This window comes from Streptomyces sp. NPDC059009, from assembly GCF_042740175.1.
Taxonomy (GTDB): domain Bacteria; phylum Actinomycetota; class Actinomycetes; order Streptomycetales; family Streptomycetaceae; genus Streptomyces.
Genome location: NZ_JBHYJB010000002.1, coordinates 280895 through 295962 on the forward strand (window position 1 = coordinate 280895; position 15068 = coordinate 295962).

Below are 15068 nucleotides of genomic sequence, written 5' to 3' on the forward strand. Positions count from 1 at the left end.
TCAGCCCCGCTCGTCCTGCTCCGCCGCCTCGGCCTCCGCCTGCTTCGCCTCGACCTCCGGGTCGAGCGACGCCTGGCCGCTGCCGTCGACCGACGTCAGCGGCGTCGTGCTCTCGCGGACCTCCGTCGGGGCGGGCGGCTCGACCAGCCAGTCCGGGTTGGCCTGCTTGTCCCACCACTTCCAGGCGGCCACGGCGGCGGCGCCGAGGATGCCGGCGACGGCGAGGCCCTTGGCGAGCCGGCCGGCCCGGGCGCGGCGCTCGTGCTTGCGGGCCAGCCGCTGGATCTCCTTCGGCGAGACCTGGCCGCGCAGCGCGGCGAGCGCGGCGGCACCGCGCGCGGCCGCCTCCTCGCGCACCGGCTGGGCGGCGGACACGGCGTGCTCGATCCGCGGCTTCGAGTAGTCGGCGGCCTGACGCGAGTAGTCGGCGGCCTGCCGGGCGGCCCGGCGGGTCCGGACGGCCGCCTCGTGGGCGGCGTGGTCGACCTTCGGCGGCACATGCGTGCGCGCCTGCTCGATACGGGGCGCGACCCGGCTGCCGTACTGGGTGCGGGCCTGCTCGGCGGCGAGCTGAGCGGCCGTGGAGACCTTGGGTGCGAGACGTACGCGCGCCTCGTGTGCGTAGTACGCGGCCTGATCCTTGGCCGTTCCGGCGTAGGGCGCCACCACTTCCGCGGCGTGACGCACGCTGTCCTTCGCCGAGCCGGCCGCGGCGCGCACGCTGTCTTTGCGGGTCACGGGATCCTCCTCCTCGGTGGCGTATAGGTATGTCACCTTTCCACCCTTTCAGGGATCATGCCTTCCGGAGAGCTCCGGGGCATGCGAGGGCGGGGCATCCGGGTCACGGGCGCTGATCCGGACTGTGTCCGAAGTCCCATCAATTCGGTGCAGGAAACGTGCAACGGGAGTTCTCGGACGACGATGCCACGGATTCCCGCCGAGCGTCCCCAACCGTCGGTTATTGGCCGTCTACCCACGCACTACAGCCGACTACTCACCTCTTCCTCGTCGGCTACTCGCGCCATCCCGTCCGTGCGAGGATCGGGGGGTCACAGAAGACAACGGAAGGCAGATCGTGGCCGAGCAGCTTTACGCCACCCTCAAGACCAACCAGGGCGACATCGTGGTCCGGCTCCTGCCGAACCACGCCCCGAAGACGGTCAAGAACTTCGTGGACCTCGCCACCGGCGAGCGCGAGTGGACCCACCCGCAGACGGGCACCACGTCCACGGACAAGCTGTACGACGGCACGGTCTTCCACCGGGTGATCAGCGGCTTCATGATCCAGGGCGGCGACCCGCTCGGGAACGGCACGGGCGGCCCTGGCTACCAGTTCGAGGACGAGTTCCACCCGGAGCTCTCCTTCGACAAGCCGTACCTGCTCGCGATGGCCAACGCGGGCCCGGGCACCAACGGCTCGCAGTTCTTCATCACCGTCTCCCCGACGGCGTGGCTGACCCGCAAGCACACCATCTTCGGCGAGGTCGCCGACGACGCCAGCCAGAAGGTCGTCGACGCCATCGCGGCCACCGCGACCAACCCGCGCACCGACCGCCCGGTGAACGACGTGGTCATCGAGTCCGTGGTCGTCGAGAGCCGCTGACACCGAGGGACACCGAGGGAACCAATCCGCCCCGCCCGTCCGTAAGGAAGGGCGGGGCGGTGCGTTCGCCAAGAGAGACATCAGCGCCGCCTTCGTACGGACACAGAGGGGACCCGACATGGACCAGGCGCCAGGCAGCCCGCAGGAACCGCGGGACGCAGCGGGGTTGCCCGGCTGCTACCGGCATCCGGACCGCGAGACCGGCATCAGCTGCACCCGCTGCGAGCGCCCGATCTGCCCGGAGTGCATGGTCAGCGCCTCGGTCGGGTTCCAGTGCCCGGACTGTGTGCGCGGCGGCTCGGGCACCGGCCACGCGCCGACGGCCAATCAGCCCCGCACCCTCGCGGGCGGCACGATCGCCGCGGACCCCCGGCTGCTCACCAAGATCCTCATCGCGATCAACGTGCTGGTGTTCATCGCCATCCGCATCGACGACCAGCTCGTCGGGGACCTCGTCCTGGTCGGCCAGTGGCCCCCGCACCCGTGGGCACCGACCGAGGGTGTCGCCGAGGGCCAGTGGTACCGCCTGGTGACCTCGATGTTCGCGCACCAGGAGATCTGGCACATCGCGTTCAACATGCTGGGCCTGTGGTGGCTGGGCGGCCCCTTGGAGGCGGCGCTCGGCCGGGCCCGCTACTTCTCCCTGTACATGCTGTCCGGCCTGGCCGGCAGCGCCCTCACGTATGCGGCCGCGGGCGCGAGCGACTCCTCGCTCGGTGCGTCCGGCGCCATCTTCGGCCTGCTCGGCGCGACCGCCGTCCTGATGCGGCGCCTGAACTACGACATGCGGCCGGTCTTCGCGCTGCTCGCGCTGAACCTGCTCTTCACCTTCACCTGGCCGGACATCGCCTGGGAGGCGCACGTGGGCGGCCTGGTCGCGGGGGTCGCGATCGCGTACGGGATGGTGCACGCGCCTAGGGATCGGCGGGCGCTCGTGCAGTGGGGAGTCTGTGCACTGGTCCTCGTGGCGGTCCTGGTGACCGTCGTGGTCAGGACCGCTCAGCTCGCCTGACGCAAGCCTTGCCCTGAGTTATCCACAGCGCTATCCCCAGTGTGGATAGGTCTGAAGATCTGTGGATAACCCTTAGAAGGTTGACGCCGGTGTGATCGGCCGACCGCAGTGCGGACGGCCGCTCGCCCCTTGTCCTTCCTGGGAAAACCCGCCTGCGGATCCGGTGGACGGTTGTTCCCACCGGTTCCGCACGGCCCGCACAAGATCCGGCACGCGCTGTGGACAACTGTGCGGCGGCCCTACGTTCCGGGGGGCTACTTCCACTGCGTGGAGACGCCGAAGCCCGCCGCGATGAAGCCGAAGCCGACCACGATGTTCCAGTTGCCGAGGGCGTCGATGGGCAGCTTGCCGTCGGTGACGTAGAAGACCACGATCCACGCGAGTCCGATGAGGAACATCGCCAGCATCACCGGGGCCACCCAGCTGCGGCTGGTCAGCTTGATGCTCGTCGCCTTCTTGGCGGGCGGCGGCGTGTAGTCGTCTGCCTTCTTGCGGATACGTGACTTCGGCACGAGGGTTTCTCCTGTCGATGCGCTGCGTGGCCGCGCAGGGAACGTGGGATGGCTCCGGAGCAGCGTACAAGGGGAAACTGAGCGCTCCCCCGGGCGTCCGTTAGCGTAGTGCTTCCGCGGCGCCGAAGGAGATAAGGGTACGTTGAGCAATTCCGCCGACTCCCACGAAGGCAGCAAGAGCCGCGCGCCCTGGCGTCCCGGACCCCCCTCCCGCTGGCGTCCGGTGCGCTTGCTCACGGCGGCCGTCTTCGCCCTCGCGGGGCTGATCTTCTTCACCAGCTTCAACACGGCCAAGGGCACCAACATCCGCACCGACCAGTCCTTGCTGAAGCTCTCCGACCTCATCCAGGAGCGCAGCCACAAGAACAAGGAGCTGGACGAGTCCAACGGCTCCCTGCGCGACGACGTCGAGTCCCTCGCCGAGCGCGACAACGGCAACACCAAGGAAGAGGACGCCAAGCTGGACGCCCTGGAGAAGGCGTCCGGCACCAAGAAGCTCAAGGGCAAGGCCGTCACCGTCACCCTCAACGACGCCCCGCCGAACGCGACCCCCAAGCTCCCGGGCTACCCCGACCCGCAACCCAACGACCTGGTCATCCACCAGCAGGATCTGCAGGCCGTGGTGAACGCCCTCTGGAACGGCGGGGCCAAGGGCATCAAGGTCATGGACCAGCGCCTGATCTCCACCAGCGCGGTCCGCTGCGTCGGCAACACCCTGATCCTCCAGGGCCGGGTCTACTCGCCCCCGTACAAGGTGACCGCGGTCGGCGACCCCGACGAGCTGAAGAACGCGCTCGCCGCGTCCCCGGAGATCCAGAACTACATGCTGTACGTGAACGCGTACGGCCTCGGCTGGAAAGTCGACGACGACGGGGCGGTGACTCTTCCCGGCTACTCGGGCACAGTGGATCTCCACTACGCGAAGCCTGTGGAGTAGCCCTCGTAGCCTCGTAGCCCTCGGGAGGTCCGTCCTGTGTCGGTCCGCGTGCTCGTCAGGACGTTCAGCGAACTGTGCATCACCGTAGGCGCGTTGATTGTTCTCTTCGTCGTCTATGTCCTGTTCTGGACCGGTGTGAAGGCCGACAACGCCATGGACCACCAGATTGACAAGCTCCAGGACAAGTGGGCGCAGGGCTCCGTGCCCGCGAGCTCGGGCGGCTCACCCTCGGATGCCGCCCCCGCGAAGCCCGGCCCGTACAAGGACGGTGAGCCCTTCGCCGTGATGTACATCCCACGCTTCGGTTTCACGTGGAACAAGCCCGTGCTCCAGGGCACCGGGACCGACCTCCTCAAGAAGGGCCTCGGGCACTACGCCTCCACGGCCCAGCTCGGGCAGAAGGGCAACTTCTCCGTCGCGGGCCACCGCCGCACCTACGGCGACCCCTTCAAGGACTTCCCGAAGCTGCGCAAGGGCGATGCGGTGGTGCTGACCGACGGGACCACCTGGTTCACGTACCGCATCGACACCGCGGAGCCCTATAAGACGCTGCCCAGCGATGTCGATGTGATCGACCCGGTTCCGCGTAAGTCGGGATTTGAGGGGGCGGGCCGTTACCTCACGCTTACGACCTGTGAGCCAGAGTGGGGCCACAGTCACAGGCTGATCGTCTGGGCGCATCTTGATGCCACTCAACCAGTGGAGGCCGGTAAACCCGAGGCGCTGCGCCGTTAGTCTGGGTGCCGTAGAGCGACGGAAGGGACGGCATGTACGGCTGGATCTGGCGGCATCTGCCGGGAAACGCCTGGGTGAAGGCGCTGCTCTCCCTGGTGCTCGTCTTTGCGGTGATCTATGTGCTCTTCCAGTACATCTTCCCGTGGGCGGAACCGCTCCTCCCCTTCAACGACGTGACGGTGGACGGCCAGTGAGTACACCCAGCACCCCCAGCCGCATCCTTGTGGTCGACAACTACGACAGCTTCGTCTTCAACCTCGTTCAGTACCTGTACCAGTTGGGTGCCGAGTGCGAGGTGCTCCGCAACGACAAGGTCGAGCTGAAGCACGCCCAGGACGGCTTCGACGGCGTGCTGCTCTCGCCCGGCCCCGGTACGCCCGAGCAGGCCGGCGTCTGCGTGGAGATGGTGCGGCACTGCGCCTCGACCGGGGTGCCGGTCTTCGGCGTCTGCCTCGGCATGCAGTCGATGCAGGTGGCGTACGGCGGTGTGGTGGACCGCGCCCCCGAGCTGCTGCACGGCAAGACCTCGCTGGTCACGCACGAGGGCAAGGGCGTCTTCGCCGGGCTCCCGTCCCCGTTCACCGCGACCCGCTACCACTCGCTGGCCGCCGAGCCGCCGACCGTCCCCGCCGAGCTGGAGGTCACGGCGCGCACGGAGGACGGCATCATCATGGGCCTGCGCCACCGTGAACTGCCCGTCGAGGGCGTGCAGTTCCACCCCGAGTCCGTCCTCACCGAGCACGGCCACCGGATGCTGGCCAACTGGCTGGTGGAGTGCGGAGACACGGGGGCCGTCGAGCGGTCGAGCGGCCTGGCCCCGGTGGTGGGCAGGGCCTCGGCGTGACGGCACTTCGCCCCGAGCGTGACTCCGGGTCCCCGTACGAGGAGGAGTACCCCTCCTCGTACGGGGACCGCGGCACGTTCGAGGCGGCCGTGAACGGTCTGGACGACCCGCTCACGGACCCCCTGCCCGGCCAGCACCCGTCGCCGTGGTTCCGCAGCGGCCAGGGGCAGCAGGAGCTGCCGCAGGAGCCGGAACCCGAGTGGTACGACCCACAGGGGTATGTGCAGGACTGGTACGGGGAGCAGCAGGTGGCTCCCGAAGCCGAGCCCATGGCTCAGCCCGTGGCCGAGTTCGCACCGGAACCCGCACCTGAGCCCATATCCGTGCCCGGACAACTCGACGACGAGACCGTCGGGCTGCGCACCTCGGACACGCGCCGCGCCGCCGAGAGCGACGGCGAGGGCGAGGGCAGAGGTGAGGGCGAGGGCCGGGCCGCCCGCCGCAAGGCGGCCAAGCACGGCGGCCGCCGTGCCGGCGGGGGCAGCAGTGGGCGACCCGCCTCAACAGGCGCTCCGCTGTCCCGGGTTGAGGCCCGCCGGGCCGAGCGGGCCCGCAGGCCGGGCCCGGCCGCCGTGGCCAGCCGGGCCGTCGGTGAGCTGTTCATCACGGTCGGCGTCCTGATGCTGCTGTTCGTCACGTACCAGCTGTGGTGGACGAACGTCCGCGCGCAGCAGCAGGCGAACAGAGCCACGCACGACCTCCAGGACAGCTGGGCCAAGGGCAAGGGCAAGCCGGGCGCCTTCGAGCCGGGCCAGGGCTTCGCGATCATGCACATACCCAAGCTCGATGTCGTCGTGCCGATCGCCGAGGGCATCAGCAAGCCGAACGTGCTCGACCGCGGCATGGTCGGCCACTACAGCGAGGGCTCCACCAAGACGCCGATGCCGGACGCGAAGAAGGGCAACTTCGCGGTGGCCGGGCACCGGAACACGCACGGCGAGCCGTTCCGGTACATCAACCATCTGAAGCCGGGCGACCCGATCGTCGTGGAGACGCAGGACAAGTACTTCGTCTACAAGATGGCGAGCATCCTCCCGCAGACCAGCCCCGGCAACACGGGAGTCATCGGGCCCGTTCCGAAGGGGTCGGGCTTCACGGAGCCGGGCCGGTACATCACACTGACCACCTGCACCCCGGAATTCACGAGTAAGTATCGAATGATCGTCTGGGGCAAGATGGTCGAGGAACGGCCGCGCAGCAAGGGAAAGCCGAGCGCGCTCGTCGACTAGCGGGACCAGCCGACAGGTGACGGACAGACGGGGCAGATGACGTGGCACCCACGACGGGCCAGGACGAGGACGAGCGGGCCGAGCGCGTGGAGTCCTCCACGACGCCACCGCGGCGACCGAGTGCCCGCGGCCCCATAGCGACGGCGGTCAGCGTCTTCGGTGAACTCCTGATCACGGCGGGCGTGCTGCTCGCCCTCTTCGTCGTGTACTCCCTGTGGTGGACGAACGTGGTCGCCGACCGCGAGGCGCACAAGCAGGGCAACAAGGTGCGCGACCACTGGGCGTCCCAGGGGCCGGGCGCGCTCAACACGAAGGACGGCATCGGCTTCCTGCACGTCCCGTCGATGAGCGGCGGCGAGGTCCTGGTCAAGAAGGGCACCAGCACCAAGACTCTCAACGACGGCGTCGCGGGCTACTACACGGAGCCGGTCAAGTCGGCCCTGCCGGACGCGAAGTCGGGCAACTTCACGCTCGCCGCCCACCGCGACGGCCACGGCGCGAAGTTCCACAACATCAACAAGATCGAGAAGGGCGACCCGATCGTCTTCGAGTCGCGCGACAAGTGGTACGTCTACAAGGTCTTCGCGACGCTCCCGGAGACCTCGAAGTTCAACGTCCGCGTCCTGGACCAGATCCCCAAGGAATCGGGCAAGAAGAAGGCGGGCCGCTACATCACGCTGACGACGTGCACACCGGTCTACACGTCCCGGTACCGCTATGTGGTGTGGGGCGAGCTGGAGCGGGTGGAGAAGGTGGACGGCAAGAGGACGCCGCCGGCGGAGCTGGGCTGAGCTGAGTTGAGTTGAGCCGTACGCGACGCTGAGCCCGTACGTCGCTGTCTCGTACGTCTTCGTACGACGGAGCCCCGGCCCCCCTGTTGAGGGGACCGGGGCTCCGTGGTGTCGCGTCGCGTCGGGGCGTCAGCCGAAGAGGCCGCCGCCTCCGTCGTCCTCGCCGTCTCCGCCGGTCTGGCCCTGGTTGTTGTTGCCGCCGGGGCCACCGCCGCCGCCCACGGTGACGAGGCTGATCTGGGTGCCCTCGGGCACCTGCTCGCCGCCGTTCGGCGTGGACGAGATCACCAGGGCGTTGTCGTCCTGGGAGCCGCTGATCTGGCCGACCACCAGTCCGTTGTCCTCGATGGCCTTACGGGCGTCCTTGAGCTTCTGCCCGGTGAGGGTCGGGACGGTGACGGGCTGGTCTTCCTTCTTCTTGGCGACCTGGACGTTCACCTTCGAGCCTTCATCAGCCCTTGTGTTCGCGGCCGGGGTGGTCTGGATGACCTTGCCCTCTTCGACGGTGTCGCTGGCGACCTCCGTCTTCTCGGGCACGAAGCCGCTGTCGGTGAGCTGCTTGGCCGCTTCCTCGTACGTCTTGCCGGTGACGTCGGGGACGAGGGGCTGCTGCTTCTCCTCGGCGATGGTCAGCGTGACCTTGCTGCCCTTTTGTACCTCGGTCCCGGAGGTCGGGTCCTGCTCCAGGACCTGGCCCGCGGTCTCGGGGGACTCGGACTTCTTGGTCGTGACCTTGAACTGGTACTTGTCGCTTTCCAGCTTCTCCGTGGCCTTCTCGACGTCCATGCCGATGACGCTGGGAATCGCGACCTTCGGCGCCCCGGTCGACACCGTCACCGTAATGGTGTCGCCCTTCTTCACCTTGGCGTCGGCCCCGGGATCCTGCTCACAGATCTGACCCTTGGGGTACTTCTCACACGGCTTCCGCTCTCCCACCTCAACGGTGAGGTCCACGTTGCTCGCGGTCTTCTTGGCCTCATCGAGCTGCTCGCCCACGAGGTTCGGCGCCTTCAACGTGTCAGTGCTGTTCCCACTGTCACTGACCACCCACCTCCCGATGAGGATCGCGCCCACCAGCACCAGCAGCCCCGCCAGGATCAGCAACCACGTGGACGCGTTGCTCTTCTTCTGGCGGCGGCCGTGGCCGCCCTCGTCGTAGCCGTAGCCGCCGTCGTCCGGGTTGACCGGGGGGAGCATGGAGGTCTGCTGGCCGCCGTTCTGGGGGCGGAGCATCGCCGTCTGCTGGTCGTCGGGGTGGCCGCCGTAGCCGACCGCGCCGAGGGCCGCCGTCGCCGCCACCGGCTGGCCGTCGAGCGCGGCCTCGATGTCGGCGCGCATCTCGTCGGCCGACTGGTAGCGGTAGTCGGGGTCCTTGACCAGGGCCTTCAGGACGATCGCGTCCATCTCGGGCGTGATCTCGGGGTCGAAGACCGACGGGGGCTGCGCCTCTTCCCGTACGTGCTGATAGGCCACCGCGACCGGGGAGTCACCCACGAACGGGGGGCGGACCGTGAGGAGCTCGTACAGGAGGCAGCCGGTCGAGTAGAGGTCGGAGCGGGCGTCGACCTGCTCGCCCTTCGCCTGCTCGGGCGACAGGTACTGCGCCGTGCCGATGACCGCCGCCGTCTGCGTCATCGTCATGCCGGACTCGCCCATCGCGCGGGCGATGCCGAAGTCCATGACCTTGACCTGGCCGTTGCGCGTCAGCATGACGTTCGCGGGCTTGATGTCGCGGTGGACGATGCCGTTGCGGTGGGAGTACTCGAGGGCCTGGAGGATGCCGATCGTCATCTCCATGGCGCGCTCCGGCAGGAGCTTGCGGCCGGAGTGGAGCAGTTCCCGGAGGGTTGAGCCGTCGACGTACTCCATCACGATGTACGGGATGGATACCCCGTCGACGTAGTCCTCGCCGGTGTCGTAGACCGCGACGATCGCCGGGTGGTTGAGCGAGGCGGCCGACTGGGCCTCACGGCGGAACCGGGCCTGGAACGACGGGTCGCGGGCGAGGTCGACGCGGAGCGTCTTCACCGCCACGGTGCGACCGAGGCGGGTGTCGTGCGCGAGGTAGACCTCCGCCATCCCACCGCGGCCGAGCACCTGGCCCAGCTCGTACCGGCCGCCGAGGCGACGCGGCTCTTCCATAGCTAATCCAGCCCTCTCCGTCGGTCCCGACCGCACCGTTGTGTGGTCCGGCGGTGTGCTGTCCGGGCATACCGTACCCGGCTCGCCTTACGTGACCCGGTCGCGACCGTCACCCGATACCTGACCGGTACCGCAACGTGCACCGATGTGGAGGGGCCGTGACGCGGGTCACTTCTTGCTCTCGATGACCGCCTTCATCACGTCCCGCGCGATGGGGGCGGCCAGACCGCCGCCGGAGATGTCGCCGCGGCTCGCCTTGGAGTCCTCGACGACGACGGCCACGGCGACCGGCGACCCGGAGTCGGTCTTCGCGTACGACAGGAACCAGGCGTACGGGTTCTTGCTGTTGTTGATGCCGTGCTGAGCCGTACCGGTCTTGCCGCCCACGGTGACGTTCGGGATCTTGGCGTTGGTTCCCGTTCCCTCGTTGACGACCGTCTCCATCATTTCCTGGAGCTTCTGGGCGTTCTCCTTCGAGAGCGGCTTGCTCAGCTCCTTCGGCGAGTGCTTCTCGACGACGTCCAGGTTCGGTGCCTGCAGCTCGCTGACCATGTACGGCTCCATGAGCGTGCCGTCGTTGGCGACCGCCGAGGCGACCATGGCCATCTGCAGCGGCGTCGCGGCCGTCTCGAACTGACCGATGGAGGAGAGGGCCGTCTGCGGGCGGTCCATCTTCTCGGGGAAGTTGGAGGCGTTCGAGCGGACCGGGACGAACTGCTCGGAGTTGAAGCCGAACTTCTCGGCCGTCTCCAGCATCTTGTCCTTGCCGAGGTCCGAGCCGATCTTGCCGAAGACCGTGTTGCACGACACCCGCAGCGCCTGCCGCAGCGAGGCGTTCTTGCAGTCGATCGGGCCCTCGTTCTTCAGCTCCGTGTGCGTGTCCGGCATGGTCCACGGGAGCGGGGACTTCGTCGGCGAGTCGATGCCGTCGTACAGGCCGTGCTCGAGCGCGGCCGCCGCGGTGACCACCTTGAAGGTGGAGCCGGGTGGATACGTCTCGCGCAGGGCGCGGTTCAGCATCGGCTTGTCCTTGTCCTTGTCCAGGTCCTGGAAGGTCTCGGCTTCCTTGTTGGTGTTCCCGGCAAAGCTGGACGGGTCGTACGACGGCGTGGAGGCGAGCGCCAGGATCGCGCCCGTCGACGGGTCGATCGCGGCGACGGCACCCTTGCCGCGGCCCTTCAGGCCCTCGTAAGCGGCCTTCTGCGCGGCCGAGTTGAGGGTCGTGACGACATTGCCGCCCTCCTTCTTCTTGCCGGTCAGCATGTCGAGGCTGCGGCGGAAGAAGAGGCGGTCGCTGTTGCCCGTGAGGATGTCGTCCTCGATGGACTCGAGCTGGGTGGCGCCGATGCGCTGCGAGGCGTACCCGGTGATGGGGGACCACATCGGCCCGTTCTTCCAGGTGCGCTTGTACTTGAGGTCGTTGCCGGGCGTCGCCGTGGAGCCGGTGATGGGCTTGCCGTCGACGATGATGTCGCCGCGCGGCTGGGCGTAGCGCTCGATGGTGACGCGGCGGTTGTCCTCGTCCTTGGCGAGGGTGTCCGCCTTGACGTACTGGAGCCAGTTGTCCCGGGCGAGCAGGGCGAGAACGAGGAGCCCGCAGAAGATCGCGATCCGGCGCAGGGGCTTGTTCACGGTCGGACCACCTGGGTCATTTCGGCGTCGGGGTTCGCTGCGGGGGCGGGCGCCGGGCGGCGCGCCGTATCGCTGATCCGGATCAGGATGCCGATCAGCGCCCAGTTGGCGATGACCGACGAACCTCCGTACGCGAGGAACGGCATCGTCATACCCGTCAGCGGGATGAGGCCCATGACGCCGCCCGCGACCACGAAGACCTGGATGGCGAAGGCGCCGGACAGGCCGATCGCGAGCAGCTTGCCGAAGGGGTCGCGGGCCGCGAGCGCGGTGCGCACGCCGCGCTCCACGATCAGCCCGTAGATCAGCAGGATCGCCATGATCCCGGCGAGCCCGAGCTCCTCGCCGAAGGTGGCGAGGATGAAGTCGGAGTTGGCGGCGAACTTGATCAGGTCCGAGTGGCCCTGGCCGAGTCCGGTGCCGAGGGTGCCGCCGGAGCCGAAGGCCCACAGCGCCTGCATGGCCTGCTCGGAGTGGCCGACGACGCCCTTCTGGCTGAGCGAGTACTCGCGCATGGGGTCGAGCCACGCCTGGACACGCTGCTGGACGTGGGGCTCGAAGGAGGCCACGCCGACGGCGCCGACCGCGGACATCAGCAGACCGAAGACGATCCAGCTGGTGCGCTCCGTGGCGACGTACAGCATGACGACGAACATGCCGAAGAACAGCAGCGAGGTACCGAGGTCGGTCTCGAAGACGAGGATGAGGATCGACATCGCCCAGACGACGACGATCGGCCCGAGGTCGCGGCCGCGCGGCAGGTAGAGGCCCATGAAGCGGCGGCTGGCCAGGGCCAGGGCGTCCCGCTTCACCATCAGGAAGCCGGCGAAGAAGATGGCGATGACGATCTTCGCGAACTCACCGGGCTGGATGGAGAATCCGCCGACGTGGATCCAGATCTTGGCGCCGTAGACCGGCATGCCGAGGCCCGGGACCAGCGGCAGGAGCAGCAGGATCAGGGACGCGACCATGGAGATGTACGTGTAGCGCTGCAGGACGCGGTGGTCCTTGAGCATCAGCAGCACGCCGACGAACAGCGCGATGCCGATCGCCGAGTACATCAGCTGGTTCGGTGCCGCCGCGCTGAAGTTGGGCAGCTGCTGGAGCCGCTCCGACTGGTCCAGGCGCCAGATGACCACCAGGCCGAGGCCGTTGAGCAGCGTCGCCAGCGGCAGCAGCAGCGGGTCGGCGTAGCGCGCGAAGCGGCGCACCACGATGTGCGCGACGCCCGCGAGCAGGCCGAGGCCGAGCCCGTAGCCGAGCAGCCCCGCGGGGAGCTGGTCGTCGATGGCCAGGCCCACGTTGGCGTACGCGAACACGGGGATGATGACGGCGAACACGAGGAGCGCGAGCTCGGTGTTGCGCCGGCTCGGCGCTCCGATCGCGCCGATCGTCGACGTATGCGTAGTACTACTGCTCATGGTGTGCAGGGGCCCCCAACGGCTGCTTACTGCTTACCGCACAGCGAGACCAGCTTCTTCTCTTCCTCAGTGAAGCTGGGGCTGTCGGTGGGTGTCGGCGGCTCGGTCTTGGCCTTGTCGTCGGTCTTCTTGTTCTTGTCGGCGTCGCCGCTCGTGGTCGGGTTCGGGGTCGGCGTCTGCTTGATGCCGGTGGTGCCGCCGGCTTCGCCTTCGCCCGTCTTGGCGTTCTTGTCGCGCTCGGCCTCGCGGCGGTCCGCTTCCTTGCGGCACGCGGATGCCTGCACGCCCAGTTCCTCGATCTTGCTCTGGGCGGCCTTCAGATCGTCCTCGGGGATGGTCCCCTCGACCTGCTTGCGCTGGTACGGCGGCAGGTACTTGAGTTCGATCTCGGGGTGGTCCTTCTCGACCTTCGACAGGCTGACCCAGGCCAGGTCCTGGTCGATGCCGCGGTAGAGCGCGACGTGCTTGTCCTTCGTGCCCACGTAGTACTGGGTCTGCGTCCAGCGGTAGCCGCCGTACAGACCGCCGCCGACGACGGCGAGCGCGAGCGCGATGTACGCGGATCTCTTCAGCCACTTCCGGCGGCCACCGGGCTTCACGAAGTCGTCGTCCCCGTAGGCGGAGAAGCCGCCCTCGGGGACGTAGCCCGTGGTGTCGCCGCTGCCGGGCGGGCCGAAGCCGCCGCCGGAGGGCTGGGGCGGCACCGGGCGGCCGAGGCCGGAGGCACGGCCCGCGGGCGTCTGCATGGCGCCGTCGTCCTGCGCCTGGAGCTGGTTCTCGGCGACCGCGCCGACGACCACGGGGGTGTCGGAGAGCTGGCCCGCGAGGGTGTCGCCGCTGTCGATGTCCAGGACGTCGGCGACGATCACCGTGATGTTGTCGGGGCCGCCGCCGCGCAGCGCGAGCTGGATGAGCTCCTGCACGGTCTCCTGGGGGCCCTGGTAGCTGGCGAGGGTGTCCTCCATCGTCTGGTGCGAGACGACGCCGGAGAGACCGTCCGAGCAGATCAAGTACCGGTCGCCGGCGCGGACTTCACGGATGGAGAGGTCCGGCTCGACGTGGTCGCCGCTGCCCAGGGCGCGCATGAGGAGGGACCTCTGCGGGTGGGTGGTGGCTTCCTCTTCGGTGATGCGGCCCTCGTCGACGAGGCGCTGCACCCAGGTGTGGTCCTGGGTGATCTGCGTCAGGACGCCGTCCCGCAGGAGGTACGCGCGGGAGTCGCCGACGTGCACGAGGCCGAGGCGCTGACCGGTCCACAGGAGGGCGGTGAGGGTGGTGCCCATGCCCTCGAGCTGGGGGTCCTCCTCGACCATCAGGCGCAACTGGTCGTTGGCCCGCTGCACGGCGGTGCCGAGCGACGTGAGGATGTCCGAGCCCGGTACGTCGTCGTCGAGCGTCACGAGCGTCGAGATGACCTCGGAGCTCGCGACCTCACCCGCGGCCTGACCCCCCATGCCGTCGGCGATGGCGAGGAGACGGGGACCGGCGTAGCCCGAGTCCTCGTTCCCCTCCCGGATCATGCCTTTGTGCGATCCGGCGGCGAAGCGCAAAGACAGACTCATGCGCACCTCGCCCGTCGGCTCCGGGTACATCCGCACGGTGCCCACCCTCCGGTCGGGAGCGCGCTGGCGTCCAAGTCCTGGACCGCGTCGGCTCGCTCGCTCCGCTCGCTCATTGTCGTACTACTTCCGCAGCTCGATGACGGTCTTGCCGATGCGGATCGGCGCGCCAAGGGGAACGGGCGTCGGGGTGGTGAGTCGGGTCCGGTCGAGATACGTGCCGTTGGTGGACCCGAGATCCTCGACGATCCACTGGCCGTCACGGTCCGGGTAGATCCTGGCATGCCTGCTGGAGGCGTAGTCGTCGTCCAGCACGATCGTGGAGTCATGTGCCCGGCCCAGGCTGATCGTCTGGCCCTGCAGGGCAACCGTCGTGCCCGTCAGGCTGCCTTCGGAGACGACCAGCTTGGTGGGGGCGCCGCGGCGCTGGCGGCCACCGCCGCCGCCCTGCTGGCGCTGCTGCGGAGGCGCGGCCTGCTGCTGGCGGGCGGCCTGCTGCGGGCGCGCGCTGTCACGGCGCGATCCACGCTGCGTGACGCGCGTACCGAACAGGTCGCTGCGGATGACCTGGACGGCCACGATCACGAACAGCCACAGAACGGCCAGGAAACCCAGCCGCATGACCGTCAGGGTCAGCTCTGACATTGCCCC

The 15068-nt window shown here is 68.7% G+C and carries 15 protein-coding genes; 8 read left to right on the forward strand and 7 right to left on the reverse strand.

The window, feature by feature from the left end; all coding sequences use genetic code 11:
- On the reverse strand, positions 1-738 hold the full coding sequence (locus tag ACFWYM_RS03040) for a DUF5324 family protein (RefSeq protein ID WP_384829245.1): 738 nt from the start codon (positions 736-738) through the stop codon (positions 1-3).
- 337 nt (positions 739-1075) lie between these two features.
- Between ACFWYM_RS03040 and ACFWYM_RS03045 the strand changes: the two genes are divergently transcribed.
- Both ACFWYM_RS03045 and ACFWYM_RS03050 read left to right on the forward strand, forming a co-directional pair.
- Complete coding sequence (locus tag ACFWYM_RS03045; RefSeq protein WP_384829247.1) at positions 1076-1603, forward strand: peptidylprolyl isomerase; 528 nt, start codon at positions 1076-1078, stop codon at positions 1601-1603.
- Positions 1604-1721: 118 nt separating this feature from the next.
- Entirely contained in the window at positions 1722-2615 is an 894-nt protein-coding gene (locus ACFWYM_RS03050; protein ID WP_384829249.1) for a rhomboid family intramembrane serine protease, read from the forward strand.
- A 254-nt stretch (positions 2616-2869) separates the two neighbouring features.
- Here ACFWYM_RS03050 and crgA read toward each other — a convergent pair whose 3' ends face one another.
- On the reverse strand, positions 2870-3127 hold the full coding sequence (crgA, locus tag ACFWYM_RS03055; protein WP_384829251.1) for a cell division protein CrgA: 258 nt from the start codon (positions 3125-3127) through the stop codon (positions 2870-2872).
- Between the two features lie 142 nt (positions 3128-3269).
- On the opposite strand from crgA, the gene ACFWYM_RS03060 reads away from it, so the two are divergent.
- The 6 genes from ACFWYM_RS03060 to ACFWYM_RS03085 are packed head-to-tail and all read left to right on the forward strand — an operon-like array spanning position 3270 to position 7663.
- Positions 3270-4064: a DUF881 domain-containing protein gene (locus ACFWYM_RS03060; RefSeq protein ID WP_384829253.1), complete on the forward strand. Its 795-nt coding sequence runs from the start codon at positions 3270-3272 to the stop codon at positions 4062-4064.
- Positions 4065-4100: 36 nt separating this feature from the next.
- A complete protein-coding gene (locus ACFWYM_RS03065; RefSeq protein ID WP_384829255.1) occupies positions 4101-4799 on the forward strand; it encodes a class E sortase in 699 nt (232 codons plus the stop codon).
- A 32-nt stretch (positions 4800-4831) separates the two neighbouring features.
- Entirely contained in the window at positions 4832-4993 is a 162-nt protein-coding gene (locus tag ACFWYM_RS03070; RefSeq protein WP_384829257.1) for a hypothetical protein, read from the forward strand.
- On the forward strand, positions 4990-5643 hold the full coding sequence (locus ACFWYM_RS03075; RefSeq protein ID WP_384829259.1) for an aminodeoxychorismate/anthranilate synthase component II: 654 nt from the start codon (positions 4990-4992) through the stop codon (positions 5641-5643). The genes ACFWYM_RS03070 and ACFWYM_RS03075 overlap by 4 nt, the downstream gene beginning before the upstream one ends.
- Complete coding sequence (locus ACFWYM_RS03080; RefSeq protein WP_384829261.1) at positions 5640-6872, forward strand: class E sortase; 1233 nt, start codon at positions 5640-5642, stop codon at positions 6870-6872. Before ACFWYM_RS03075 ends, ACFWYM_RS03080 begins: the two co-directional genes overlap by 4 nt.
- A gap of 41 nt (positions 6873-6913) precedes the next feature.
- A complete protein-coding gene (locus ACFWYM_RS03085; RefSeq protein ID WP_384829263.1) occupies positions 6914-7663 on the forward strand; it encodes a class E sortase in 750 nt (249 codons plus the stop codon).
- Positions 7664-7792: 129 nt separating this feature from the next.
- Here ACFWYM_RS03085 and pknB read toward each other — a convergent pair whose 3' ends face one another.
- The 5 genes from pknB to ACFWYM_RS03110 form a co-directional block, all read right to left on the reverse strand.
- Positions 7793-9805 carry a Stk1 family PASTA domain-containing Ser/Thr kinase gene (pknB, locus tag ACFWYM_RS03090; protein WP_384829265.1) on the reverse strand — a complete coding sequence of 671 codons (2013 nt, stop codon included), beginning with the start codon at positions 9803-9805 and terminating at the stop codon, positions 7793-7795.
- A 168-nt stretch (positions 9806-9973) separates the two neighbouring features.
- Entirely contained in the window at positions 9974-11437 is a 1464-nt protein-coding gene (locus ACFWYM_RS03095) for a peptidoglycan D,D-transpeptidase FtsI family protein (RefSeq protein ID WP_384829267.1), read from the reverse strand.
- On the reverse strand, positions 11434-12858 hold the full coding sequence (locus ACFWYM_RS03100) for an FtsW/RodA/SpoVE family cell cycle protein (protein ID WP_384829269.1): 1425 nt from the start codon (positions 12856-12858) through the stop codon (positions 11434-11436). The genes ACFWYM_RS03095 and ACFWYM_RS03100 overlap by 4 nt, the downstream gene beginning before the upstream one ends.
- Before the next feature lie 26 nt (positions 12859-12884).
- On the reverse strand, positions 12885-14420 hold the full coding sequence (locus ACFWYM_RS03105) for a Stp1/IreP family PP2C-type Ser/Thr phosphatase (protein ID WP_384829271.1): 1536 nt from the start codon (positions 14418-14420) through the stop codon (positions 12885-12887).
- A gap of 120 nt (positions 14421-14540) precedes the next feature.
- Complete coding sequence (locus ACFWYM_RS03110) at positions 14541-15062, reverse strand: FHA domain-containing protein (protein ID WP_384829274.1); 522 nt, start codon at positions 15060-15062, stop codon at positions 14541-14543.
- Between the last annotated feature and the right edge of the window lie 6 nt (positions 15063-15068).